This is a genomic window from Enterococcus malodoratus ATCC 43197 (genome assembly GCF_000407185.1).
Lineage (GTDB): Bacteria > Bacillota > Bacilli > Lactobacillales > Enterococcaceae > Enterococcus_A > Enterococcus_A malodoratus.
On the sequence record NZ_KE136482.1, the window covers coordinates 131,418 to 157,388 of the forward strand.

26 protein-coding genes are annotated in these 25,971 nt (G+C 40.7%); 15 read left to right on the forward strand and 11 right to left on the reverse strand.

Features of this window, described 5'->3' with window-relative positions:
• Positions 1–57: 57 nt before the first annotated feature.
• A complete protein-coding gene (locus tag I585_RS10460) occupies positions 58–489 on the reverse strand; it encodes a hypothetical protein (protein ID WP_010741738.1) in 432 nt (143 codons plus the stop codon).
• Positions 490–563: 74 nt separating this feature from the next.
• A complete protein-coding gene (locus I585_RS10465; RefSeq protein ID WP_010741739.1) occupies positions 564–3,128 on the reverse strand; it encodes a transglycosylase domain-containing protein in 2,565 nt (854 codons plus the stop codon).
• 181 nt (positions 3,129–3,309) lie between these two features.
• On the opposite strand from I585_RS10465, the gene I585_RS10470 reads away from it, so the two are divergent.
• The gene (locus I585_RS10470) at positions 3,310–4,260 is read left to right on the forward strand and encodes a hypothetical protein (protein ID WP_010741740.1); all 951 of its coding nucleotides are present in this window, start codon (positions 3,310–3,312) and stop codon (positions 4,258–4,260) included.
• A 522-nt stretch (positions 4,261–4,782) separates the two neighbouring features.
• A complete protein-coding gene (locus I585_RS10475) occupies positions 4,783–6,621 on the forward strand; it encodes a fibronectin type III domain-containing protein (protein ID WP_010741741.1) in 1,839 nt (612 codons plus the stop codon).
• A 152-nt stretch (positions 6,622–6,773) separates the two neighbouring features.
• On the opposite strand, the gene I585_RS10480 is transcribed toward I585_RS10475, so the two are convergent.
• A complete protein-coding gene (locus tag I585_RS10480; protein WP_010741742.1) occupies positions 6,774–7,310 on the reverse strand; it encodes a prolyl-tRNA synthetase associated domain-containing protein in 537 nt (178 codons plus the stop codon).
• A gap of 71 nt (positions 7,311–7,381) precedes the next feature.
• Positions 7,382–8,833, reverse strand: a complete 1,452-nt coding sequence (locus tag I585_RS10485) for a helix-turn-helix domain-containing protein (RefSeq protein WP_010741743.1) — start codon at positions 8,831–8,833, stop codon at positions 7,382–7,384.
• Positions 8,834–9,390: 557 nt separating this feature from the next.
• Between I585_RS10485 and I585_RS10490 the strand changes: the two genes are divergently transcribed.
• Together I585_RS10490 and I585_RS23205 are read left to right on the forward strand one after the other, a co-directional pair.
• Complete coding sequence (locus I585_RS10490) at positions 9,391–9,645, forward strand: TfoX/Sxy family DNA transformation protein (protein WP_010741744.1); 255 nt, start codon at positions 9,391–9,393, stop codon at positions 9,643–9,645.
• Between the two features lie 69 nt (positions 9,646–9,714).
• Complete coding sequence (locus I585_RS23205; protein WP_010741745.1) at positions 9,715–9,885, forward strand: hypothetical protein; 171 nt, start codon at positions 9,715–9,717, stop codon at positions 9,883–9,885.
• 34 nt (positions 9,886–9,919) lie between these two features.
• On the opposite strand, the gene I585_RS10495 is transcribed toward I585_RS23205, so the two are convergent.
• The gene (locus I585_RS10495) at positions 9,920–10,288 is read right to left on the reverse strand and encodes a YccF domain-containing protein (RefSeq protein WP_010741746.1); all 369 of its coding nucleotides are present in this window, start codon (positions 10,286–10,288) and stop codon (positions 9,920–9,922) included.
• Positions 10,289–10,411: 123 nt separating this feature from the next.
• On the opposite strand from I585_RS10495, the gene I585_RS10500 reads away from it, so the two are divergent.
• Both I585_RS10500 and I585_RS10505 read left to right on the forward strand, forming a co-directional pair.
• Positions 10,412–11,332, forward strand: coding sequence for an alpha/beta fold hydrolase (locus I585_RS10500; protein ID WP_010741747.1), 921 nt, complete (start codon positions 10,412–10,414; stop codon positions 11,330–11,332).
• A gap of 36 nt (positions 11,333–11,368) precedes the next feature.
• Positions 11,369–12,010, forward strand: a complete 642-nt coding sequence (locus I585_RS10505) for a carbonic anhydrase family protein (protein WP_010741748.1) — start codon at positions 11,369–11,371, stop codon at positions 12,008–12,010.
• 45 nt (positions 12,011–12,055) lie between these two features.
• Here I585_RS10505 and I585_RS10510 read toward each other — a convergent pair whose 3' ends face one another.
• On the reverse strand, positions 12,056–12,868 hold the full coding sequence (locus I585_RS10510; RefSeq protein WP_010741749.1) for a Cof-type HAD-IIB family hydrolase: 813 nt from the start codon (positions 12,866–12,868) through the stop codon (positions 12,056–12,058).
• 296 nt (positions 12,869–13,164) lie between these two features.
• On the opposite strand from I585_RS10510, the gene I585_RS10515 reads away from it, so the two are divergent.
• Genes I585_RS10515 through I585_RS10525 form a run of 3 tightly spaced genes read left to right on the forward strand, consistent with a single transcriptional unit; the run spans position 13,165 to position 15,118 of the window.
• Positions 13,165–14,019 (forward strand): glycosyltransferase family 8 protein, encoded by an 855-nt coding sequence (locus I585_RS10515; protein ID WP_010741750.1) that lies wholly within the window; start codon positions 13,165–13,167, stop codon positions 14,017–14,019.
• Complete coding sequence (locus I585_RS10520; protein WP_010741751.1) at positions 14,016–14,900, forward strand: glycosyltransferase family 8 protein; 885 nt, start codon at positions 14,016–14,018, stop codon at positions 14,898–14,900. Before I585_RS10515 ends, I585_RS10520 begins: the two co-directional genes overlap by 4 nt.
• A gap of 35 nt (positions 14,901–14,935) precedes the next feature.
• A complete protein-coding gene (locus tag I585_RS10525) occupies positions 14,936–15,118 on the forward strand; it encodes a hypothetical protein (RefSeq protein ID WP_010741752.1) in 183 nt (60 codons plus the stop codon).
• An 80-nt stretch (positions 15,119–15,198) separates the two neighbouring features.
• On the opposite strand, the gene I585_RS10530 is transcribed toward I585_RS10525, so the two are convergent.
• Entirely contained in the window at positions 15,199–15,669 is a 471-nt protein-coding gene (locus tag I585_RS10530; RefSeq protein ID WP_010741753.1) for a MarR family winged helix-turn-helix transcriptional regulator, read from the reverse strand.
• A 169-nt stretch (positions 15,670–15,838) separates the two neighbouring features.
• Between I585_RS10530 and I585_RS10535 the strand changes: the two genes are divergently transcribed.
• The 5 genes from I585_RS10535 to I585_RS10555 all read left to right on the forward strand — a co-directional run bounded on the left by I585_RS10535 (position 15,839) and on the right by I585_RS10555 (position 21,103).
• Positions 15,839–16,723, forward strand: coding sequence for an acyl-CoA thioester hydrolase/BAAT C-terminal domain-containing protein (locus I585_RS10535; RefSeq protein WP_010741754.1), 885 nt, complete (start codon positions 15,839–15,841; stop codon positions 16,721–16,723).
• 205 nt (positions 16,724–16,928) lie between these two features.
• Positions 16,929–17,879, forward strand: coding sequence for an alpha/beta hydrolase (locus I585_RS10540; protein WP_010741755.1), 951 nt, complete (start codon positions 16,929–16,931; stop codon positions 17,877–17,879).
• A gap of 228 nt (positions 17,880–18,107) precedes the next feature.
• Positions 18,108–18,512, forward strand: coding sequence for a DUF2177 family protein (locus I585_RS10545; RefSeq protein ID WP_010741756.1), 405 nt, complete (start codon positions 18,108–18,110; stop codon positions 18,510–18,512).
• A 6-nt stretch (positions 18,513–18,518) separates the two neighbouring features.
• Positions 18,519–20,330 (forward strand): DegV family EDD domain-containing protein, encoded by a 1,812-nt coding sequence (locus I585_RS10550; protein ID WP_010741757.1) that lies wholly within the window; start codon positions 18,519–18,521, stop codon positions 20,328–20,330.
• A 2-nt stretch (positions 20,331–20,332) separates the two neighbouring features.
• Positions 20,333–21,103, forward strand: coding sequence for a DUF1295 domain-containing protein (locus I585_RS10555; RefSeq protein ID WP_010741758.1), 771 nt, complete (start codon positions 20,333–20,335; stop codon positions 21,101–21,103).
• A gap of 78 nt (positions 21,104–21,181) precedes the next feature.
• On the opposite strand, the gene I585_RS10560 is transcribed toward I585_RS10555, so the two are convergent.
• The 4 genes from I585_RS10560 to I585_RS10575 are packed head-to-tail and all read right to left on the reverse strand — an operon-like array spanning position 21,182 to position 24,797.
• On the reverse strand, positions 21,182–21,913 hold the full coding sequence (locus I585_RS10560; RefSeq protein ID WP_010741759.1) for a GntR family transcriptional regulator: 732 nt from the start codon (positions 21,911–21,913) through the stop codon (positions 21,182–21,184).
• A gap of 50 nt (positions 21,914–21,963) precedes the next feature.
• Positions 21,964–22,443: a GNAT family N-acetyltransferase gene (locus tag I585_RS10565; RefSeq protein ID WP_034708915.1), complete on the reverse strand. Its 480-nt coding sequence runs from the start codon at positions 22,441–22,443 to the stop codon at positions 21,964–21,966.
• A gap of 5 nt (positions 22,444–22,448) precedes the next feature.
• Positions 22,449–23,855 carry a C4-dicarboxylate transporter DcuC gene (dcuC, locus tag I585_RS10570; protein WP_010741761.1) on the reverse strand — a complete coding sequence of 469 codons (1,407 nt, stop codon included), beginning with the start codon at positions 23,853–23,855 and terminating at the stop codon, positions 22,449–22,451.
• A gap of 21 nt (positions 23,856–23,876) precedes the next feature.
• Positions 23,877–24,797, reverse strand: coding sequence for a nucleoside hydrolase (locus I585_RS10575; protein ID WP_010741762.1), 921 nt, complete (start codon positions 24,795–24,797; stop codon positions 23,877–23,879).
• A 269-nt stretch (positions 24,798–25,066) separates the two neighbouring features.
• Between I585_RS10575 and I585_RS10580 the strand changes: the two genes are divergently transcribed.
• A complete protein-coding gene (locus I585_RS10580) occupies positions 25,067–25,924 on the forward strand; it encodes a DUF6544 family protein (protein WP_010741763.1) in 858 nt (285 codons plus the stop codon).
• The last annotated feature ends 47 nt before the right edge of the window (positions 25,925–25,971 follow it).

The window sequence follows — 25,971 nt, forward strand, 5'->3', positions numbered from 1 at the left end:
AATATATCCCTTCATTGCGTCGAGAGGTTAGCGCAATGAAGGGATATGAATGATGAATTAGTCAATTTCTGCCAAAAGCTTTGCACTATCACGTTCAATCAAACTCCGCATACTTTCTTTGTATTGGCTCAAATCCAGGTTGGCCAACTTCGTTTTGATCGTTGGAACTAATTCCGGCTTCGCTTGGGCTAAATGAGCCAAGTAGGGGATACATTGGCGAACGACGGGTGCTTTTGAGTCATCTAGGACTGCCAGAATTTCTTCAAGATGGGTCTCAATAAATTTCTGTGAATCCCAGCGAGCATTGATCATAAAAAATTTGAAAGTGCGTCCGCGTCCGCAAGAACGGCTTGTGTTGAGTGCAGGCAAGAATGACGCTAAATCATCGGCATAAATAGGTGCGGTGCTGGCTTCGACTTCCAATTGCTTGAAAGCGGTCATCGCTTCTTTGGTATCTTTTGCAGTCAATAATTCGAATAAATCTTCCATATTTTCACTCCTCAATACTTAGTTGTTTTGTCCCATTTTCTATAGCAAAACAGTCGTCAATTGACGACTGTTTTTTAATCTTTTTCTTCAAGCTGCTTCTTCAGATCATTGATTCGTTTATCTAAATCTTTGCTTTGATTTTTCGTATCGTCGATTTGATCTTTGACCGTGTTTATTGCAGAATCGCGAGCGGCCTTTTCGTGAGCGTACTCGGCTTCTTTATTCCGATAAACATTGGTATATTGATCGGAAAGTGTACCGCCAGAAGGTTCGACCTGCTGAACTAAGGCGAAGACTTGCTGTGCATATTGGTCGAATGTCTGCCAATTGTCTTGCGTATCGGTCACGATGAGTTCGAATTGACTCAGCGTATCGATTCGTTCAGAGATCAATTGATTGCTGAAGGTAGAAGCTTCTTCCACCATCGGCGTGTTTAATTTCGCCGCAGTCAGCTCATTGGCTTTTTGCTTAGCTAATGTGTCAATGCTTGCCGTAGCTGTTTGCAAAGCATTTTTTCGCGTTGCCAAAACTTGTTTTGTTTGGCTGGAGCGGGTGACTAATTGTCCGCCGGCTTTTTGTACGGAAGACGGCATTTGGAAATCGACATCTTCTTTGCCGTTGTTTAACAGATCCATTGTTTGTTTGAATATTTCTTTGGTTGCTTGCCCGACACTGGCATTATCCTGCGGTTGCGGCGTGTCATCACCGGCCCAAACTGCCACCGTATAATACGGTGTGGCACCGACTGTCCACAAATCTTTCGCTTCATCAGTCGTCCCAGTTTTGACTGCCCAATATTGATTGTGAGCCAAACTTAAGCCCGCGGCGGTTCCGTCCGCATTTTGATGAACAGCCTTCATGGTATCAATTGTTAAATAAGCAGCATCATCGCTGTAAACCTTTTGCTGAGCCAGATCGTTTTGAGTGAAAATTTCCTGGCCATTATCTTTACGCTTGATGGTTTGAATGTTCAAAGGTGTTCGATAGTTCCCTTGATTCACTAAGGTAGCGATCCCGCTGGCCATTTCCTGCGTAGTTGCCCCATAAGTCATCCCGCCGACCGCGATGATTGGATTATCATCCGCAACATCTAGTCCGGTAAATTGCATTTGGGCCAAGGGCTGATAAATCGGTTCTTTCAATTCATCCCGATTCTCGCTAGCCAATTTGTACGCCACGACGTTAGATGAAATCGCCAAAGCATTGCGTAAGGTCAAATTGCCTTTTGATCCATTATAGACATTATTCGGATACGTATTGTTTGGCCGATCATCTGAGACGGCACTGGATTCTAATAAGCCGCGTTCATAAGCGGGAGCATAGGATACCAGCGGTTTGATCGCCGAACCGGGTTGTCGATAGGAAAGAAAGGCCCGATTATAGTGATTGCCTTCTTCGCCGCGACCGCCGACACTTGCGACAACATCGCCGGTTTGATTATCGATGACTGTTAAGGCTGCCTGTTTAGTATAGAAATTATTTTCGCCTCCGCGGTCTTGCCAAGAATTCATTACGTTGCTGAGAATTCCCTGCAATTGATCATGCAATCCAGGATCGATGTTCGTGCTGATCTGATACCCCCCAGAAAGGATTCGTTGATACACTTTGTTATAAGCGGTGGTGTATTCTTCGTTATAACGATCTTCTTCTTCTTTCGTATCAAACTGATATTGGAAACGGAAATCCTGTTGCCCCATCAAAATTTTGGTTGTTGAATCGACCGCTAAGGCCACTTCGTTGTTGTCTAATTGATTATTGAGAGCGTTGCTATGAACCTCGGCATTAAAATCATCCTTCACAGCTTTGTCATATTGTTCTTTCGTAATATATCCCTGCGCGTTCATTTCTTTTAGGATCAATTTGGCACGTTTTAACGCATTTTTTTTGTTGGTCGTTGGATCGAAAATCCCGGGATTATTGGTAATACCAACAAGGGTAGCCTTTTCTAGAAGACTCGTATCGTTGATCGATTTACCAAAATACACTTTGGCCGCGGCATTGATTCCGTAAGCTCCGTGACCGAAATAAACATTGTTCAAATAGTATTCTAAGATTTGATGTTTAGTGAATTTCTTTTCTAAAGATTGTGCCATAACCATTTCTTCGATTTTACGAGAGATCGAAACTTCTGGTGTCAGGTAAATATTTTTAACTAACTGCTGAGTGATAGTAGACGCTCCGCGGACGCCGCGTCCGGTAGCAGCATTCAGCGCCACAGTCAGTAATCCCTGGGTATCCACACCATGATGCTCATAAAATCGCTTATCTTCTATTGAAGTTAACGCCTGCGAAACCAACGGGTCCATCTTGTCATAAGTCAGATAGTCGCGTTCCTGCGTTTTAAGCTCCTTGATGACTTGACCATTTTTATCTAAAATCGTCGTTGGATGGTATTGCTTGAAGTCGCTCTCTTGTATTTTTGCGGCATGTTCTTCACCCGCATCAATCGCTGCTGTCACTTCTTTGCCATATTTTTGGAAGAAGAAAATAGAACCTGCAATTACAAGTAAAAGGATAGCCGCAAGAATACTTAGAGAGATTTTGGTAGACTTCGCCAATTTTCCTCTGGGTGTTTTGACTCGCGAAACTTTTTCCTTATTTTCTTTTTTTCTTTGATGTCGTTCTTGTCTCTTTGCCATTATCGCCTGTCCTTATAAAATCATTTCTTCTAGTGTAATAGAAAATCATCAGAATAACTATCATATTCATATTTTTCCAAGAAAAAATTTAGATTATTTCATAAAAATAGGCAGATATTCACTAGAAATACTTGACGCTCGCTTAATTAGTCGCCACAATAAGGAGGAGACGAGGTGACCTATGAACACATCAAAAAAATGGTTGATCTTTTGGGGCGTGCTGGCGGCTTTATTTGTCGGGACTTTCGGCATCGTTTTAAGCGGGAATTTTCCCCAATTCACGATTCCCTTCAGCGTTTTCGCTAGTGATGATAAAGGCAAGAAAAAAGAAGAATTGCCAAAATTAAAGACACTAGCTTTAAGAGATGTCAATGATCAAACATTATTGGAAGAACAAACTGAAAAAACAGAGGCCTTAAACAAGGCATTTGCGGACAATAACAGCTTTTCCAGTTCCCAAGCGATGGCAGAGGCGATCGAAAAAATATACGGCTCTGCTAAAGACAGTAAAAATATTTTTAATCTCTATCGAAAAATCTATCCGATGATCAGTTCAGATGAGAGTGGTTTTGTCAGTGTGAATCTGATTGGTTTTGGCCAACGGCTAGTGAATGACCAGCCGATGATGACTCAACGGCAAGTCTGGAGCTTCACGGATACGGGTGGGACAAGACATGATTACACTATAAGCTTGCGGTTCAATGACAAAGAGTTGAATGAATTGAAGGCTGAAGATGGCAGCGACGTGAAATCTGTAATTACAAAGGATGATACGTACCTTGATAAATCAGCCGATTTCGAGACGGCTTGGACAGAATTAGTTCGTCGAGGCACGGATACCCAATTGTATCGCCAAATGAAGAAGGCCGGGATGGATAGTAACCAAACGGAGTTCAAGGCGTTGGAAAAAAGTATCAATATGACAGATCCAAGCGGGTTCTTTGAACTATTCAAGGATACTCGGGGAGATATAGCACACGCGTATCTATCTGGTTTTTATCATACAAATACACCGAATGATGGACAGTCGGATTATTATTTCCGTGTGCCAACGTCAGAAAAGGCTGTTGCGGAGTTTGTCGTTGTTTATGACCGTCTGCAGCAAAAGATTGTATCAATCAATCGACAATAAAGGATTAGTAAAAATAATAATTATATAAGAAAAGGATCATCAACTTTTTGATGATCTTTTTTTTGTTCAAAAATTGATCGGGTATTAAAAAAAGGCCGCTTGGTTTCTAATGTATCGTGGATTTTCGCAGAAGATACTGCCAATTAATTTATTAAAAAAATTATAAAATATATGGTATTTAGCAAATTCTTTTTGTCATAATCCAAATATATTTTTTGTTTTTTGATGAAATATGGATATATATCACAATAATTGTTATATTCGATGTAACAGGAAAATACCTGTAAGATCACATTTCTTAGAGGCGGGGAAAGATTGAGAGAGCAATTCCTGTAATCAGACATACCGATGTGTATGTACGTGATGGGGGGTGGTATATGGGACGCTACTTCTGTTTTTGGCCAAAAACAATCTCCAAAAATAAACGACTACTATCTTTCGAGGTAGTAGTCTCAATAATTAGGGTAGGTTTATTTGTTGTGCATTTTTTGCACTTGGGTGAGAGCAGAAAAGGAGAAAGAAATGAAAAGAAAGAGTTTAATGAAAAAGTTAAAAGGGATCATGTCGTTGGTAACGTTATTGATCATGACTGTTTCTTCGTTAGGGGTGCCAGCTGAAGTATTTGCGGCAAATGACAATGTACCAGGAAATCTGACGGTTAAGCATGATGAAAATCATCAAACAACAGAGCTTCGGTTTGATAAAGTAGAAAATGCTGAAAGTTACAAAGTTTATCGGTCGGAAACGGAAGATGGAAAGTTTGAACATATTCAAACGTTGAAGGGCGACGAAACATATTCACTTGATCCGTACACAGAACTCAAAACAGACGGCACAATCAAGGCTGATTTTCTTTACTACTATAAAGTCTCAGCTGTTGTCGAGGGTAAGGAACAAGATGCAGCTGGACCAATAGCCAATCAAGATGTTGTTACAAAAACAAGTGAAGCGCCAACAGTTCCAACAGCAGCAAGCGAAGCGGCTACTGAGGAAACAACGGAAGAAGCAGCTGAAGAAGCAGCCGAAGAAGCGGCGGCCGTGCAAACTTATGGGTCATCGAAACATAAAACAGGATGCGATGGCAAACATAGCGGCCGTACTTGTAACAATAATTCTGGCAAACATGATGAACATTGCGACAAGAACCATAAGAACGGCAGAAGATGCAACTCGAACAACTGGAAACATGGCGACAACTGTGATAAAAACCACAGCGGCAAAAACTGTAACGAAAACAAATGGCAGCATGGTTCAGATTGTGATGAAAAACATAGTGGTCATGGTTGTAACCATAACTGGAAACACCATGAAGACTGCGACAAAAAACATAGCGGCAAACATTGCAACCAAAACAACTACAAAGAAAAATGGGATGCAGTGAAGAATGTTTGTGTGACTGAAACACAACACCATTGGTTAAAACTTAGCTGGGAATCAAAAGGCAGCAATGCTGAATATAAGATTTTCCGTGCAACCAACAAATGTAACGATTACAATTCTGGAAACTTCAAAGAAATCGCTACAGTAACTGGAAAAACAACGTATAACGATATCAAGTTGAACCACAACACCACGTATTGCTACAAAGTGATGGTGAAACGTCCAAAAGTTTGTCCATATACGATTGAAACAGTTGGCAGTTCAAACATCGGCAAATTTACTACTTGCGGAACAACATTGAACCCAAGTATTAAAGCAGCGGCTGTTTCTGAAAGAGCCATCAAAGTAACATGGACAAATACGAAGAGTGATAATGCGTCAACACGCTACGCAACTAGCTACACATTGTACCGCAGCACAACGAACAACATTAACAACGCGACTGCGATCAATGTGAACGGTAAACAAGACGGTTCAGAAATGTCATACACTGACGATTGCTTGAACCAATGTACAACTTATTATTACTGGGTGAAGGCAAATTATGGTCAATGGAGTAGCTGGGTTAGTCCTCAATGGGGACCAAGCTGTGCCACAACACTTAAGAAAAAGGAAATTGGTAAAGGATTGAATGGCTGTATTAAAAATGTTCTTAAATGCGGCTGTATTCCAACTCGTTACTATGGAGCACAAATTTTCTTAGGTACTCAAAATCCAAATTCATTAGACTACACGAAAGTGCGTGTTTACCGCAGAACTAGCAGTGGTGGTTACGGCTCTGCCTACAAGACTATTGATGTTCGTTATGCGAGATATATGAACGGCGCTTTTGGAAAAGGATATTATCTTGATTACTCGTTAAGTCAAGTTTGCCTATCAAGAGGAACCTATTACTTCGCGATTCAAGCAGTTGGTTCAGATTGCGGAAAAGAAATCACCGGACCAATGAAAGAAATCGGCTGTGTTACTGTGAGATGGTAAATAGATAAAACGTGTATCAATTTAGGGTCGGGGGTTAAAAAGTGTTTTAAGTAGGAAAGAAATCCGTTTTTGGTGAACTTTCCAAATAGCAAGAAACGTCCAAAAAAAGTGTTAGGGGAGGGGGCCCCTAACACTTTTTTCATGTCTTTTGCTTAATCGATAAATACTGCTTCGTGTCCAGTATAGGGCAAAAATTTCTCAAATAAATCGGCCGTCTTTAATTTCATATAGTTCGTTACAGAACCCGAACTGCAGCCATACCATTCGCGTTCAGCGACGGATTTATCAAAGACTAATTGAATCTCATGTTCAGGGTCCTTTAACAGCCCAAAGATTGTTGCGGCTCCCGGGATGACGCCAAGCCGTTCCTTTAGTAAGTCGGCTGAGGCAAACGATACACGAGGGATTTCCATTTTTTTACCAAACTCTTTTGTGACAAATTTGAAATCAGCCGGTGTAATGTACAGATAGAACTTGGTCTTCTTTTGATTACACAAGAAAATCGTTTTTACTACTTCAATTCCTAAACGGTTATCGATGTCGATACAGTCTTCCATCGTTAACGCTTCACCGGTAGCAACTTGATAAAAAGGGATCTCCAACTTTGCTAACGTCTCATAAGTCTTTTCCTCTAACTCAGAACCAAATTCAGCTGGCGGGGTAGTATGCATTTCACTAACGTAAACCATAGCGGCCTCCTCTTTGCTTGTAATAAATACTACGATACCCGTTTTTGCGCAACATCTCAACTGTATTTTGTTTATTTTGACGATTGTGCCAAATCTTTTTTTACAAGCTTTTCAAGAATTGCTTCGATATCGTTGTAGTCGGTATTCGTGATGTTCGAGCGAATAATAACGACCTCTTGACTATCATGTAAAAAATTCTTGCAGGTTGGAGAGGTTCCAATGATCAGCTGGGCATCTCGCGGATTTTCAACAAAAGTTAAATGGTAGCGATTCTTAAAATTCAAATTGATTTTCTCTTTAATAAAAATACTGAAAAGCTCGCTGCTTTCAGAGAAAGCATAGACAGAAATTTCGGGCAGACAATTTTCTAAGGAGAAGAGGGTGACGCAAGTTAAAAATGAATACAGTCGTAATTGTCTGCGATTGTATTCAGGAACGGCTTGTGTGAAGTCCTGCCAAAACGCCTCAAAGCGGCGGAAATAGTAAGGAAATTGAGTTCGTACCTTATGTAAAGCGATGCTGCGGCTAAGCTGTTCGACCATGGGATCGTTCAAGCGGAAGAAAGCCAATGCTGCGTAATGTTGTTTTACTTTTCGAGTTACAAACTTTTGCTCGGGGCCATTCAGCGGCCTGAAATGAATGGAGAAATAATCTATCCAGCGAGAAACAGCTTGATTAAAAAAAAGTTCCCTAGAGCCGTTTTTCGGCTGCAGTTCAAAATCATTCAAGAGCGAACTGTAGATGGCATAAAGAAAGAACCTCCATTCCTTCACATCCCAGGTTTTCAAGAATTCCGGTTTTTTCGGATATTTGAAACGGCCAAGCAATTCCTTTTCAGCGCTATTAAACGCTAGTACGCCTTTTTTACTAAGTGATTGATTCGTGATCAATAGCCAAAAACTGAGCATTTCCAAATTAGTTGGATTGTTCATAAGTTTTAAGTAGTCTTCTATTTGTTGAGCCAGCAGAAAATAATTGTCCGTATTGATCCAATCTATTTGCGCGAATTGATGGTACAGGCCGCGAACAAATATATAGTAGAAACGGCGAATATCAACTTCGCGTCCCTTTAAACTAATTTTGGCCGAACAGGAAATATACAGATCATAATCTGAAAGCTCTTGATTGATTTCTTTGATTTTACGTCGTAATTTTGATTCGCTGATATTATTGTCCATGCAAAACTGAATCGCAGAAATTTTCCGTTTTGCTAAAATCGAGCGGATTATTTCACAGGCGAGGTCATGCTGGTACAAATAGCTTGTCAAGGATTGGAGATTTGTCGAGAAACGGTCCAATTGGATGCCGCGACCATTATTCATACGAAGTTTCAACGAATAGTCTTTTCCTGTATAAAGATCGTCAATAATTGCTTGTAATTCCTTGCAATTCACACGAATCGTACCAAGACTGGCGTAACCAATTTGTTCCTGTAATTCCTTCAAAGAAATGGGCATTTGTAAGCCATCTAAAATCTCAATGATTTGAATCTTTAGCACCGTGTTTCTATCCATTCCTAACATGAATAATTCCTCCCATTCTTATTTAATAAAAAATAACCACACTGACTTATATAATAGATTAGAATATCATTTAATACAAATAATAACCTAATAAATGGTAAAAAATAAAGCTTTTACCTAAAAAAAGCATAAAAAGCGCCTCTTTTTAAAAATTACCTATGTTATATTTTACTTTTCAAATCTAGATAAAGATTTTGAAAAGAAATTTCCGATAAAAATGATACTTTTTTTTATATATGACGAAATCTGTTCGAAATGAGATTAATGAGAAAAAGCTAATTTTTCAGCTATTCATTGTGATAATAGTTAAATAGGGTGGAAGGCGTTAAAGGATGGATCAAATGAATGAAAAAGATTGAAATAGGTGAAAGAATGAGCTACATAAAAAGCTTTCTTAAATAAATTGAAAAAAATGGTTTATTTAGTGATTTATATCACTTGATTGTTGATCTTCCTGCTCTTTTTATTCAACAAAAAAGGAATTCTCCGCAAATTTTAATGAAAGCGGTCGTTTCCTCTTTCATTCTAAGGTATAATATATCTAAAAGGAGACGGCAATGAGAATCTCAGAAATGAAAAATATTGGTGTGGTAAATGAAGAAAAATTGGCACAAGTAGGGGTCGTTACGCCAGAGGAGCTGCGAGAACTTGGGACAGAGGCAGCTTTTTTGAAAATCCGCCATTTGGTGGATGACGGGGCATGCTTGCATTTGTTATATGGTTTAGAAGGAGCGATTCAAGACATCCCTAAACGTGAATTGACGGAACGGCGAAAAGCGGAGCTGCGTTCATTTTTCAAACAATTGGATTAGAGTTGTTTGACTTTGCTTGCTGACAAATTTTTTTCACGTTACACTACATACAAAAAGGAGAGTGGCTTTTTGTATCTAATGGCATTAGTAGTATTTATTATTTTGGTGGGCGCCTATAATATTTTTATCAATCTTGCCCGTCGCAAGAAGAAAAATGTGACGCCGCTAATGGTGAATATCCAAGTAACGTTGAATTTAGTACTGATTGTCGCAGGTTTGCTTTACTTGATTTTTGGATAGAAAAAAGAGGAAGACAGCAGTCATTCCTCTTTTTTTAACGAATTGAAACAATCTGAGCACCAAACGGCATTAATGCCAGACGAGCAAGCTTCAAGGATTGCGCGGCAAACGGAATACCGACAATCGTGATGCAGAGTAAGACGGCGCTTGCTAAATGACCAAGTGCTAACGGTACACCAGAGACAATCAACCAAATAATATTGACAATGAAATTTACACCCGTTGTATGGTAGACGACATCTTTGCCGAACGGGGCAAAACTTAGACTGGCAAATTTGAAACACTGCAAACCGATTGGGATGCCGATGATTGTGATACACCATAAGATTCCCGCAAGACACCAAGTCAATCCGCCAATCAGGCCGCCAAAGATGAACCAGATGATATTACCTAAGCAAGACATATTTCATCCCTCCCATTTACTAATAGTGTACCATCTTTTTATAAATACACATCCAACTTAGGATGGATTTACATAGCGAAGAACGATTTACATAAAAACTTTTTTAGAAAGGGGTCTATTCGATTGAAGAAATTTGAAATTCTTTCTGTTGATCAAAATACAGTATTGAGAGGCTATCATTGGCCTTGCGAGAACCCGTGGGCGGTTCTGCAAGTGACTCACGGTATGGCAGAACACCTATTACGATACGAGGGACTTGCCGATTATTTAAATAAGCAAAAAATTGCGGTGATTGGCCATGATCATCTAGGCCATGGTGCTTCTGTCCAAGAAAATCCGCAGGGCTATTTTCATGATGAAAGAACAAAACATGGACTGGTTCAAGATTTGTATCAAGTAACAAAATGGGGAAAGACCGCTTATCCTGATCTGCCATTCTTCATTTTAGGTCATAGCATGGGATCATTTGTCTTGCGCAATTATTTATACGAGTACGGTGAGGCGATCGATGGCGCTATTTTAGTTGGAACCGGGCAGCAGCCTGTTTGGCTGACCCGTTTCGGTCAACAAGCAGCAAAAATACTAAGCAAAATTCAAGGAGAGAAGCACCCCAGCAAGCTGATCGACCAATTGGCTTTCGGCAATATGAATCGCAAGATCAGCAATAAACGAACCGATAAAGATTGGCTGAGCAGCTTAACTGAAGAAGTCGATGCTTATTTAGCAGATCCGAACTGCGGATTTCTCTTTACGTTAAGCGGCTATCATGAGCTTTTTTCATTGATCATCCGCTCTCAGCAACCGGAATTACTACAGAAGGTACCTAAAAATTTGCCTTTACTATTTTTGTCTGGCAAGGAAGATCCAGTCGGTGAATTTGGTAAAGGGGTGATGAAAGCGGCGAAATCTTATCAAGCTGCTGGAGTAAAAAAAGTGACGATTCAACTCTACGAAAATGCGCGGCATGAGCTGCTGAATGAAACCCAAAAACTTACAGTTTTTCATGATATTTGCAAATGGATGGAAAATATTTCTGGAAAATGATATCATTGTAAAAATTTTAGGTAATTGAGGGATCATATGAAAGCAGAATTTTTGATTGATTATTGCCACCAAGGTGATTGGGAACCGCAAGGCGGACAACGCCAATCACCCATTGATATCCAAACATCTCAAACTGAAACCAATGATACTCTTGCAAATATAGAAGTAAATTTTTCGGAAACAACGGCTACTTTTTTTAATAATGGACAAAACCTGCAACTACTAGCTGCCGGACAAGCTAGCTTTAACAACCGCTTGTTTAATTTTGTCCAAATGCATTTTCACGCGGATTCAGAGCACCGCTTAAATGGGGCGATTTTTCCGTTAGAAGGACATTTTCTTTTTCAATCACCCAGCGGACAGCTGGGAGTGATCGGCGTGTTTTATCAGGTGGGAGAGTTTAACCCCGATTTCGAACACGTGCTGAATCAATATGATCAAGGAAAGGGAGAGGGAAACTTCTCCGTTGAGGGATTGATTCCAAAAGACAAAAGCTATTATCACTATATAGGTTCTTTGACGACGCCTCCGCTGACAGAAGGGGTCGAATGGTATGTGATGCAAACTGTTTTGGAAGTATCGGCAGAGCAGGTTCTGCGTTTTATTGCTATTCATGGGAGAAATAGTCGGAAATGTCAGTTGATAAATGACCGAAAGGTATTAAGCTATAAAGAATAAAGTCGTTGCCGGATTGACTTCTGGCAACGACTTTTTTGTTAAAAATTAAGCGAGATATTCTTTAAGGATGAAGGCAACGCCGGATTCTTCGTTTGATTTTGTCAGCTGATCGGCAATTTTCTTTACAGCCGGTGCGGCATTTTCCATTGCGATACTGTTTCCGCTGAGTGTAAGCATTTCTAAATCGTTCTCCTGGTCGCCAAAAGCTAAAACGTCTGATAGCTCTATCGATAAATGGCTAGTTAAAAAGTTTAGTGCCGCGCCTTTATTGACTCCTTCAGCCATGACCTCCAGCCAATATTTATCAGAGTAGGAGCTATTGATTTGCTTTCTTTCCAGCTGTGCGCGCAATTTGACTAACTTACTAGTATCTTTGTCTGTAAAAGCCAGCTTGAAATAGCTGATCGCTTCTTTTTCAAGCTCTTCCCACAGGTCGTCTGCTTTTGATTCTTTTAGATTGAATTGCGCATAGTAGGGACTGTTGACTTCGTTTTTATCCTGTGCGAAGGAAATTCGGTCATCTTGGGTCGCACGGCTGGCTACGACCGTGACCTCTGTTTTCATTGCAAGGGAAAGTGCAGTTTTCACTGTATCTGGCAGGATCGTATAGCTTTTCAAGACTTCTTTGATTTCGCCATTTTCGATTTTCGCAACATAGGCGCCATTAGAAGCTAAGGTATAACCGCTAAGATTCAGTGTTTCGAAAACTTCCTTCGCCGATTGGATAGACCGTCCAGTCGCTAGAGCAACCGTGCCTCCTTGACGATCAAATTCTTTTAATGCCCAAGCATTTTCTTCAGAAACACGACCTTCTTTATTTAACAAGGTACCATCAAGATCTACTGCTACCAATTTCATCTATATCCGTCCTTTTTTATTCGTCTACTATAAGGGTAGTTCAATTTTCAGAAAATGAACAATCAAACGCTCATGTGATTACAAGTTCAAACTTAAAGCAATAAACAATATGAAAACTTTATAAAAAATTAACAAATAGCGAAAAACCTTCAAATGATGGGAGTTTTTACTATTTTTTTGAGTAAATAATAAGGCTCACAAAGCATTAATTTTGCTAAATCACTGCGAGGGGACTAAGCTATATTTTGAAACATGTGTTATTAAAATAAAAAATATTAGATAGGAGTGAAGGTTATATGTTCTCGAAAATTGAGGAAATTCCCTTGGTCACAGCAGCTGATGAAAATTATGCTCCTTATCTGAGTGTGATGATCTCAACATTGCTGGACAGAACTTCAAGGAAAACCCCGATACGCTTCATTATTATTGACGATGATCTTTCGGTCCAAAGTAAGGAGAAATTAATCCAAACAGCGCACAAGCATTCTGATTCCGCTGTTATTCAATTCGTAAAAGTCGATGAGGAGGTATATGAGGACTTTCTTGTAAGCGACCATATTACGACGACTGCATATTTCAGAATTTCAATGCCGAAGATCTTGGCTAAAAAGAATTATCGAAAGATTCTATATATTGATTCAGACACGTTGATCCTCGACGATATTCAAAAACTTTATCAACAGGATTTAGCTGGAAAAACGATTGGAGCGATCATTGATCCTGGACAAACAGAAGCCTTAGAGAGGCTAGGCGTCGAGTCCGATGACTATTACTTCAATTCTGGGGTCATGGTAATCGATGTCGAACGTTGGAATCAGCAGCAAATCACTGAAAAGACGATTGATTATTTGAAAAATAATGGCGATAAAATCATTTATCACGACCAAGATGCCTTGAACGCAGTACTTTATGAACAGTGGCACCCGTTCCATCCTAGGTGGAACATGCAATCATCGCTGATCTTTGATAAGCATCCCGCACCAACACAGCAATATGAGGAGCTGTATAAAGCGGGGCGGAAAGACCCGGCAGTTGTCCATTTTACAGGACATGATAAGCCTTGGAATACGTTAGAAGGGCATCCTTATCAAAAATTGTATATGGATTTACTAAACGACAGTATTTTTATGAAGACGGTGAATGTAAAATGAAAAAAGAAAAAATTACGGTAGTATCAAGTTGCAACGACGCATTTGCTGAACATGTATCCGCACTTTTTGTTTCGGTTTTAGAAAATACGGATCATTCAACAGCAATCTTTGATTTTTATGTGATTGACGATGAAATCAGTATTGCGAACAAACGCTTGATGAGAGAAACGATCAATGAATATGCGGCAACACTGCACTTTTTAACGATCGATAAAAAATATTTTGCCGATGCGGTAGAAAGCGACCGCATCCCAGAAACGGCCTATTATCGCATTGCGATCCCGGAATTATTCAGAGATCAGGATCTTGAAAGAATTCTTTACTTAGACTGTGACATGATCGCCTTGGCGGATATTTCTGAGTTGTGGCGAATTGATTTGAGCGAGTATGTTTTGGCGGCGGTAGAAGATGCCGGTTTCCATCAACGCTTGGAGAAAATGGATATCGCATGTGCGTCAACGAAGTATTTCAACTCTGGCTTTATGCTGATCAATATGAAAAAATGGCTGGACGAGGACGTTACCAATCGAGTATTGCGTTTTATCCATGATAATCCTGAAAAACTAAAATTCCACGATCAGGATGCCTTGAATGCGATTTTGCATGATCAATGGCTGCAGCTTCATCCTAAATGGAATGCGCAAAGTTATATCATGAAGCGAGAAGTGGAGCATCCAGATCCTGAAGGTGAAAAAGAATATTTCGAAACCCGCCGAGATCCTAAGATCATCCACTACTCAGGCCATATCAAACCATGGAGTCCCGAGTTCACCTCATCGATAAAAAAATACTATGAAGAATATGAAGAGATGACCGCCTTCACCGATGATGATGAGGAAAAAGGCTCCGCAAAATTATCATCAACCCAAAAGTTAGGCTAATCGATTTTTAGAAAACCAATTAAGGAGTGTATTCAATGAAATCTATGATAAAAAGCAAGTGGGATCAACCTAAAGGGCATTTCCACCCGCAACGCAAAACGAACAAAAAGAATGAGCCGCAAAAAAACAGTGCGGTTCGCTCACTGATGTTCAAGATTCTATCAGTCTTTGTGATTGGTTTTATCACGAAGAAAATCAATAATCGAAAAAATAAATAATTACTTAGCTGCTGCTAGTTGAAGCAGCACAAAAGCCTTAGGGATTCAGTGTCCTTAAGGCTTTTTTTGTGTGAAAAATTTTATGGACGGCCCCACCGATCTCTGGGGCGATGTCTGACTTGCGGTTCAAGCTCATTGATCAATTTCGTTAGAATATGGTCAAACTGCTCCTTTTCTTCATGAGTCAAAGCTTCTAGTACCACGGGTTGGAAATCATCGCTCTGCTGGGCCGCGATCTTTCCGCGAGGAGTCAAATGAATGTTCATCACCCGCTTGTCTTCCAATGATTTCTCTCGAGTAATGTATTCTTTCTTCTCCAATTTACGAATCATCTCAGAGGCAGACTGCGGACGCATATCTAAGCGGCTGACTAGATCCTTTTGGGAAATGGTTCCGTGTTCGCGAATAATAGATAAAATTTGTCCCTGACCACGATTTCGATTTTCAAATTTGAAAGGACCACGAGAATTCTCCCGGAAAAATTGCATGAATAGACTGCTTAATTCAAAATATTTTTGGGTCACAGTCAAGTTTAGTTCTTTTTCATCCATTGAGTTATAACTCCTATTCATCTAATAGAAAAAATGGTTTAGCATGTCACCCATCATTTTATCAGGTTACCGAAATAAATTAAAGATTTTCCTTTATGGGCCATCGCTTTTGAAAATGGATAGATGGTATGATAATAAAAAAGCGTTTTTAAATGAGGTGGGAAGCAAGATGACCAGTGATAAACAGGTGCAGGTGCAAAAAGTGGGTAAGGGTTTATTGCAAGGATACTATTTAAAAAATAGAATAAGGAACTCGGCAGGAGCGATCCTTGTTTTTGGCGGTTCAGAAGGCGGCTGCAATTATCAAAAAGCCGAGTGGTTGGCTCACCAAGGCTATGAGGTCTTAGCGCTTTATCTTTTTGGCAAACCGTATCTGCCGGATGAATTGAAAAAAGTCCCGTTAGAAATTTTCGAAGCAGCTTTGTCTTTTATTCGCGAGTCATTTAGCTGTTCGACGTCCATTACGGTTATAGGAGAGTCAAAAGGGGCGGAATTCTCATTGCTGCTGGCGAGTAAATATAGTGATTCCATTGATAAAGTTGTTGGTATTGTCCCAAGCAGTTTCGTGTTTTACGGTTTGGGAGAAATGGATAATGAGGTCTCATCGTGGACGCAAGCAGGTGTGGAAATTCCGTATATTTCATTAGCGGCCATTCGAAAAGGTGTTCACTTGGCGACAATCAAACCTTTCTTGCGCTATTTTTATGGCACGTTACGAAAAAAGCCGATCGCTTTTCGGACGCTTTACCAAGCCTGTGTACAATTGAGTGATCACGGAGAGGAAGCTCGCATTAAGGTAGAAAATTTTCAGGGAGACGTTTTATTGATTGCCGGGAAAGAAGATCAGCTTTGGCATTCAGATAAAATGGCGATGGAGATAGCTGAACATAGAGGACAGTTAAGAACAAAGGTGATCATTTATGAAAAAGCCGGCCATTCAATTGGCGGACCGTATCAAACGAGTCAGCTTATTCTTGGTGGCAATGAGGAACAGAGTAAACGGTGCTACGAGCCCATGATGCAGGCAATTCAGTCATTTTGTCAAAATAGTTAATAAAAAGTTTGTCCTATCGATTGCCGGTAGGACTTTTTTTGCAAGAAAAGTCGAATTAAGGTGTAAAGTGAAAGCCGAATTTTTGACAGAAAGTTCCTTCTCTTCATACAATGTGACCAACGTGAAACGCAGTAACCGTTTTCCGTTGCGTATTTCTCAGAAACATTTTTTGCTAAAAATATTGGACTATGAGGAGGAAGAAACAATGACAGAAAGAATTTCATTAGAACAAGCAGCGATTGAATTTAGTGAGGCAAATGCCCCGCACCCGAGAATATATGAACTGCCGCCTGAAGAAGGCCGGGCTTTGCTGGAGCAGGTACAGGAATCGCCTGTGGCAAAGCTGGCGGTTCAGATAGAAGATCAAACAATCAGTACGGGCCAATGGGGCGAGATCAATGTTCGATTTATCCGTCCTGAGGGAGCTGTTGGACCTTTACCCGTCATTTTCTATATTCACGGGGCCGGCTGGGTCTTCGGCAGCGCAAAAACACATGACAAGCTGGTTCGCGAGTTAGCCGTTCGAACCAATTCGATCGTTGTTTTTCCAGAATACAGCCGTTCGCCGGAAGCGAAATACCCTACCGCCATTGAACAGAATTTTGCGATTTTGCAGCAGCTGCCGAATTTAGCAGCGGAGAAAAACATGGATATTGACCGTTTGACTGTGTCCGGTGATTCAGTCGGTGGAAACATGGCGACAGTCATGACGATCATGACAAAACAGCGCGGCGGCGTTCCCATCAAACAGCAGGTTTTATACTATCCAGTGACCGATGCAAACTTTGAGACCGATTCTTACAATCAGTTTGCGGAAGATTACTTCTTGACCAAAGAAGGGATGCAATGGTTCTGGGATCAATACACGAAGGATAGAGGCGAACGGGCAGAAATCACCGCTTCACCGCTCCGAGCATCACTTGAGGAGTTGTCTGGATTGCCGCCAGCTATGATTTTAAACGGCGAGGCAGATGTCTTAAGAGACGAAGGTGAGGCCTACGCTAGAAGATTACGCGAAGCGGGCGTAGAAGTGGCTCAAGTTCGTTTTCAAGGGATGATTCATGACTTCGTAATGGTCAATTCGCTGGATCAAACCAACGCGGCACGCGCGGCGATGACCTTATCGACTGAGTGGATCAAGCAAAAAAATAAATAATACAGCCTAAACTCCTTTCATTAATTTGGAAGGAGTTCTTTTATCGTCTATTTTTTTCTTTTAAACGACTTTATTGATTGAGTCTTTGTCTATATAGGTTTTCAGCACTATATGGGGAGTGGCGGCGAGCTCTCCAATCCGGATTTTTCTGGATATATTTCCTTCATGGTAAGCTGATTTTATCAATTGATAAAAATACAATTGAGCGTTTAGTTTGGGGGAATAAGAATGATTTCATGGGTAAAAATATTTGGTGTTGCGGCGGTCTCATTTTTAGCATTGGATGCTTTTTGGTTATTGATTATCGCTAGAAAAATGTATCAGCAATATTTAGGAAATTTAATGGGGCAGACTAAGTTTGCACCTGCAGCAATTTTTTATGTACTTTATTTGATTGGACTGCTCTTTTTCGTAATTAATCCAGCTTTGGAAAAAAGCAGTTTGTTTTATGCGATTGCGGCTGGCGGATTTTTAGGACTGTTGTGTTATGGAACGTACGATCTGACCAATTTGGCAACTATTGGGAAATGGCCGGTTTTTGTGACGGTAGTGGATCTAATTTGGGGAACATTTGTAACTGCGGCAGTATCCGGGATCACGGTATTCGTCGCGCAGCATTTCAATTGGAGGTAGGCCGTTATGGAGATGAGTCAGCAAACGCAGCGAATTGATCCGAAAGAATTGCTTTTTGCTTTTCAGCAAGGAGCAATTCAATTAATCAATCAAAAGCAATTATTAAATCAGATCAATGTCTTTCCCGTATCGGATGGCGACACGGGCAGTAATCTGGCTTCTCTGATGCAAACGATTTTGGAAGAGACAACAGAAGAAAGTCATTCTGTCGTGGAGGTTTTTGAAAAAGTAGCAGATGCTTCTTTATTGGGTGCACGAGGAAATTCCGGGATCATCTTTGCCCAATATTTCAATGGCATTTACAATCATCTACTGCAGCTGGAGGAAAAAGGCTCCGTTCAAAGTTTTATCGAAAGTGTTAAATCGGCCATCAATGAAGCCTACCAAGCAATCGAACAACCCGTCGAAGGAACGATTATCACAGTGATTCGTTCGTGGGCGGAAGCGTTGGATGATAGTGAGCAATTATTTAGTTTAGAACTTTTGCTGCCTAATGCGTTAGACAAGGCCAAATTAGCTCTAGAAAATACGACCAATCAATTAAAAGTTTTAAAAAAGAATCAGGTCGTTGATGCCGGAGCAAAAGGGTTCTATTTATTTATTGAAGGCTTTACCGAAGCCTTTGTAACCAAACGAACGGCGCTTCATTTAGTCCAAGATTCTGCGGAGTCTGTCAAAATCGAACGATCGGAACAGGAGCATATCCATACAACAGAACCAACTTACCGTTATTGCACGGAGATTTTGCTTGATCAAGTAGCCCTGTCAAAAAGTGAGCTTCAGCAGAAATTACGACCATTTGGCGATTCGCTGATTGTTGCTGTCAATCGAGGAAAAGCCCGTATTCATATCCATTCGAATCAACCGGATGAAGTTTTAAAGTATTTGAGCGGTGTCGGACAACCGATCCAGCAAAAAGCGGATGATATGCTGCTGCAATACCAAGTGAATAAACAGCGAAAAGCGTCGATTGCTTTAGTGACTGACTCGATCGCAGATATTCCAGCAGACTATTTATTGGAAAATCAAATTCACGTATTACCGATGAATATTTTAATGGGGGATACCAGCTATATTGATAAAATCACCTTGCAAACCAAGCAATTTTTCGATTTAGACCGGCAAACGGATGGACGTGCGACCAGCTCGCAGCCCACGCTAAAAACAGTCGAAAATCTGTTTTCATTTCTGGAGACACGTTACGAAGCGATCCTAGTGATCACAGTAGCGGGAAAACTGAGCGGGACCTATTATACGGTCAAAGAAGCGGCGAAACGCAACCGTACGATCCCAATCGAGGTTATTGATTCCAGACAAAATTCAGCGGCGCAAGGTTTATTGGTCATGAACGCGAATGAATGGATTCAAGCAGGGGTACCCTTTACGGAAATCGCATCGCGCGTTGTCGAAAAACGCGAGCAACTGAAAATTTTGGTCAGTGTCGATGATTTAGATCCGATGATTCAATCCGGACGAATCCCGCAGTTTGTCGGCAAAGTCGCTAAGCGGGTTAATTTGAAACCAATCGTCAGTCTGGATGACTTTGGTGAAGGAAAATTAAGTAATTTCGCATTCAGCCGCAGCGGAAATGAAAAGAAAATCTTCCGCGAGCTATCGAAGGTGAACGAACAGCATACAATCAAACGGTACGTAATCATTCATGCCAATAATGAGGAAAAAGCCAAATTGTGGGGCAGAAAACTGCGCGAACAATTAGCGCTGTCACCAAGCTATATCACGGATAGTTCGACCGTGATCGCGATGAGTGCGGGCGCTGGCAGTGTTGCAGTGGCTTACGAATTGGAAGGAGAGGAGTAGCAATGATCGTTTGGACAATTTTATTACTACTATTTGTGTATTTCACAGCGCTATTCTTTCTCGCGCAAAAGCTTCATAATAATTCCATCGTAGATATGGCTTGGGGGCTCGGTTTTGTGATCGTTGCAGTCACCGGCTATCTCTTGATGCCGGAGAAAACGATGGCGGCAACCTTCGTTTTGCTTCTCGTGACTATTTGGGGACTTAGATTATTTTTCCATTTAGCGAAACGAAATATCGGCAAGCCCGAGGACTATCGTTACGTCAATATGCGAAAACGCTGGGGCAACCATTTTGCGAAATTGAAGGCCTATCTGAATGTCTTTGTTTTACAAGGTGTGCTTCTGAGTATCGTTGCGTTGCCGATTTTCTTTGTTACCACCGGGTCGGAAAAAGCGTTCCACTGGTGGAACTGGCTAGGCGTGATCGTGTGGCTGGTCGGCTTTGGTTTTGAAACGATTGGCGATTATCAGCTGACAGTCTTTAAACGACAGGCTGAAAAAGGCGAGCTGTTAACAACTGGGTTATGGTCGTTGACCAGACATCCGAATTATTTCGGTGAAGCATTGAGCTGGTGGGGGATCTTTTTGATCAGCTTGAATGAAATGCGAAATTTTTGGGGCATCATCGGTCCGATCGTGATCACATTATTGCTGCTATTTGTTTCGGGCGTACCATTATTAGAAAAGAAGAACAAAGAAAAGCCCGGTTATCGCTCATACGCGAAGCAAACACCGAAGTTTGTGCCCTTTATTGGGAAAAAGGGACTGTAGTTTTAGCTTCATGAATGAAAATAGTAAAAACGGTAATCGGATTTCTAGTTAGAAACCCGATTACCGTTTTTTGTTACATTAATGATTTGTCTGATATCTAACCAATGAGGTTCTAAAAAAGCCCTCGGCAATATAATACTTATTTTGCGCCAAGATTTTGCCATTAGTTGAATAGAGGTCCTCAGTCATTAAAACCAGCTTTTCTCCTTCAGCAAAGTTTCGTCTAAAACTATCTGGTTTTCTGGAAGAGATACTGATCGTCAGCTTTGAGTTAGCAACTTCATGATAAATATCCTTCTCTAAAAACTGAATGATCTGCTGCTTGTCCTCCAAATCCAAGTTGAATTTTTCGACTGTTTCAGGCAGTAAAATAGAGAAAATATTCGCGATGTTTAATTCATCATCCATTTGATACCAAACATTCAAGGTGAAGTAGGAAATGTCCTTCACTTCAAACAGTTTATCGGTAAAAACGCTGCTGGGATTTTTAAAATAATAGGCATCTTTTTGCGAAATTTGTTCGATTGGAACCGTCAAGCTATCTAGAATCGGACAGCCTAACGAACGAATTCCTTGATCGCTTTTTTGTGTTTCTGAAAGATTAACAAAATGCCCTTGTCCGTGAACACTGCTGATCACGCCATCTTCTTTTAACAAAGATAGAGCGGTTCGAAGTGTCACCCGGCTGACGTTAAAATCATTAGTCAGTTTTTCTTCTGAAGGCAATTTGGAACCTGGCGCAAACTGGGATCGTTTGATCATCAGTAAAATTTGATTATAAACTTGCACATATTTTGGCGTACGATGCATCTTTTTCACCATTCCTCGTAAATAAATATAGTTGCATTGTAACACAATCCTTATTTACATATTCTTATCGGATAAGTAAATTCCAGAAAATTCCCGAATTGTTCACGGCCGGGCATGCGATATTTTTTACTTGGAATAAAATTCAAGCTGGTCAGCAGATGCTGCATGGGGCTATTAGAATTATTTGTACTTATTTTTAATTGATCTACTTGTTTTTCGCTTTCGGCCTGCTGAATAATATCTGTCAAAATGAAGCGGGCGATGCCGCTTCGCTGATAACGCGAACTGACAACTAAGCGTTGAATAAATGCCGTGTGGTCAGTCTTTTGAACAGTTACACAGGCTTCGTAATGACTTCCATAAACCCATAATTGTTTTTTCTCAATGTCTTGCAAAATGACGTTTTTATTAGGGTAAGTGTCATCCCATTGGCTGATTCCCTGCGCATTCATTTGCTGTTTTCCATCATTGATAAGAGCCAGAATAGTTGCAGCTTCATTGCTAGCGGCGATCCTTTTAGTATAAAACATTTCTTCTATTGAAATAGAATCAGTGATAAGACTAAGGATAGCACGACACCGAAAATCATTGGAACCGAAGTTCTGCGAACAATTTGCATAGGAGACAGCTTGGTCGTTCCAGCCACAATTAAGATAACCGCTGCGACAGGAGAGACGGCCCGCAGTAAATTACCAGAAAGCTGCATTGGAATCGATAAAGCGATCGGATCAATCCCCGCGGCTTTGGAAAGCGGAATCATTAATGGAATCATCGCAAATAATAAAGCTGTTCCACTTCCGCTAAGCAAGACGATCACGGCTGTAAAGGCGACCATAATAACTGGTAGAAGAATTCCCGCGCCGCTGATGTTTTCCATTGTCTTTTGAACCAATTCGATAATTCCAATCGATGTAAGACCTTGAACAAATACCTGAGCAGAAACTAAAAGAGCAACAATACTCATCACACCGCCCATGCCATCAAAGAAGTAACTAGTTTCTTTGAGTACAGAATTTACTGAACGGCGAGTCATGAATTCAACGAGTACAGCGATGATAAAGCTGATTAGGCTGACTACTTGAACACTGATATTTAGCGTAGTGCCCAGAACGATATTTAAGACAAAGACGATCAGTAATAGAATGATCGGTAATAAAGGCAAGATGCCATAGACAAAAGCTTGAATACCAGAATAAGAAGTTTGCGTATCCACTTTTGTTTCAGCAGGATCGTTTGCTGCGATTTCTTCTGCATAGCTCAAGGTTTCTTTTTGTTTCGTATCTTCACGCTTTTGCCAGAAATAATGAACGAGCGCGATAGCTAGCAAGGTAGGGATCGAAACGATCGCGTGACTTTTAAAAACATAGTCGGTCACGTTGATATTTAATAATGAAGCAATGGCGACATTATCAGATCCTAAAGGTGTAGGGACGATCGTAGCGGATGTTCCGATAATCGCCGCCGCACTTAGGCGCGACATTCCCGCTGTACGTAGAACGGGATAAAGTGTTGCTAACAAAATAATTGCTAAATTAGAAGCACTTGGAATTACTAAGGATAATAAATTCCCAATCAAGAAAACGATCGGAATTAAAATGTAAATCGATTTTATTTTGGCGATTGGTTTCGTCAAAGCTTGTACTGTTACTTTGTTCGCACCGATGTGATTCATGTAGGCACTGTAACCGCCTAAGATCAGGATAACAAAACCGGGGCCAACCAAAGTATTCGTAAATTGATCAACGATTACTTGGAAGGGATCAAGTAAAAGCGCGCCAGTTGTTTCGCTTATTTCAAGTTTTCTTCCCATTAATAGGGCGATATACATCAAGATAACACCCAAAATCAGCAAAGTCATCTTTATATCATTTTTCTTTAGCAGCATATAAACCAAAATTCCAACTGCCAATATACCAACAACACAGGTCAATACAACGTTCATCTTTTTTCATCCACACTTTCTTTACAAAGTTTTTGCAATTGACTCTACAAACCATTTTTCAAACTGCTTGGGATCTACGCTGATAGCTACCTCAGCGTTCGCCGGCAGCTTCAAGTATCCTTTAAGATCGATTAGTGACGCGCCGGCGGTCAAAGCTCCGGTTGTTTCTATCTCAACTCTGGTATTTACGATTTCGAACATTTCTGGGTTTAGAACTAAACCGATTGCTAGGGCATCATACATACTTAAGCCTGTCGCGAAACTGCCGCCGCGATATTTTGAGAATAGCTGGTAGAACATATCGCCGATTTTACCAAGCTCTTTAATTTTTTCAGAGACTTCAGGCATGACTTTCGCTTGTCGGCCGACTTCCATAGGAGCGACCTGAATAGCGAGACCGCTATCAAAAACCATCTTGGCAGCTTCAGGATCGGCGGCGAAGTTGAATTCTGATAAAACGCCATAATTGCCTCTGCCTAAACTACCGCCCATAACAACGATCTGTTCAATTTTTTCCAAATCTTGCGGGTATAAATGAATAAACAAGGCGATATCCGTCAATGGACCAATCCCGATTAGAGTTGTTTTGCCTTCAGTTTGATTGACCACTTCATGCATAGCGGCTACAGCGGTTAACGATTGCTCGGTGGAAATCGTTGGTTCTGGGAATGAATAGCCGTCCATCCCAGTCTTTCCATGAACTTCGCTGGCGTTGATCGATTTTCTTAGAAGTGGGCGACGGCTTCCTAGAACAACACGAGGAGCTTTTCCATAAAGCGTTAACAATTTTTCCGTATTTGCTTTTGTATTTTCTAAACTAACGTTGCCGAAGATCGGGCAGATCAGCTTGACGTCAAGCTGTTCACTAAAAAGTGCCAAAGCAATGGCGACGGCATCATCGATTCCTGGGTCGGTACTAATAATTACTGATTTTTTATTCATAGCATTCACTCTTTCTTTGTTAGATTGAAACGTTTCCAAAGAAATAATACAACATAGTATCTTTTAAGTCAACGTTGTATTAAAAATAAAACAACGTTGACTATTAATGGATTTATTAGAATGCGAATTTGGCTGTTGTTCTTATCAATAAAAATGGTTTTAGTTCGCAGAGGGATGGTGAACTAAGCCCTTGGGCGGATGGTTATCTTCACGATTTCATGTATAGTAAGGTTGAACCACAAACCGATTCGTGAAGGGAAGGATGAAAAATGCTTTTTTTATGGTGTCTGATTATTGTTTTAGCATTGCTAATCATTTATCTTTTTCTGCCAGGCGGTCCTGCTTGGAAAAACTATCTCGCGGATGTCGAAAATTCCTTTCAACACGAGCAGACTGCTGAGAAAACGCAAACGATTACGGAAGAAGCAATCACAGAAATACCGCAATTATTGAAAAAATATTTAAGGAAAAACGGTTATGTCAATCAACCGATGATGCGTAATATGTATGTTCAATTTGGTAATACAAAATTTAGGATGGCGGCGGATAAAGCTCCGATCGCGATTGATTTTTGCCAAGTGAATTTTGTTGATCGACCGGATCGCTACGCTTTTTTGAAGGCCCGGATGTTTGGCTTGCCTGTTCAGGTCAGAGACAGTGTTCAGGATGGCCGCGGGGCGATGATCGGTGTAATTGCCAAACACTTCCAATTGTTTCACTCAACTGGACCTGAGATGGATCAGGGGCAATTGATCACAGCTTTGGCCGATGCCGTTTTTATGCCGAGTTTGTTTTTACAAGACTATGTCGCATGGCGCACATTGGAGGATCGTACGATTGAGGGAACGATTACTTGGAATGGTGTGAGTGCCAAAGGTCGTTTTACTTTTGATGATTCAGGAGATATCATTCGTTTTGATACTGAGGATCGCTATATGGATGAAAACGGAAAAGGCACGTCCTTGGTTCCCTGGTTTGTCCTTTACGAAAATTACGAAAGCGATCAAGCATATCGCAGACCCGGATGTGTCAGCGTCAATTGGAAGCTGCCTCAAGGAATCGATAATTATTTTGTGAGTGATAAGATTACAGTGAACTATTCCGTTGATTTAGAGGATATAAAATAAGTGATAATATCGATCCCGCTAATCATGTATACTGAGTTTATAAATTG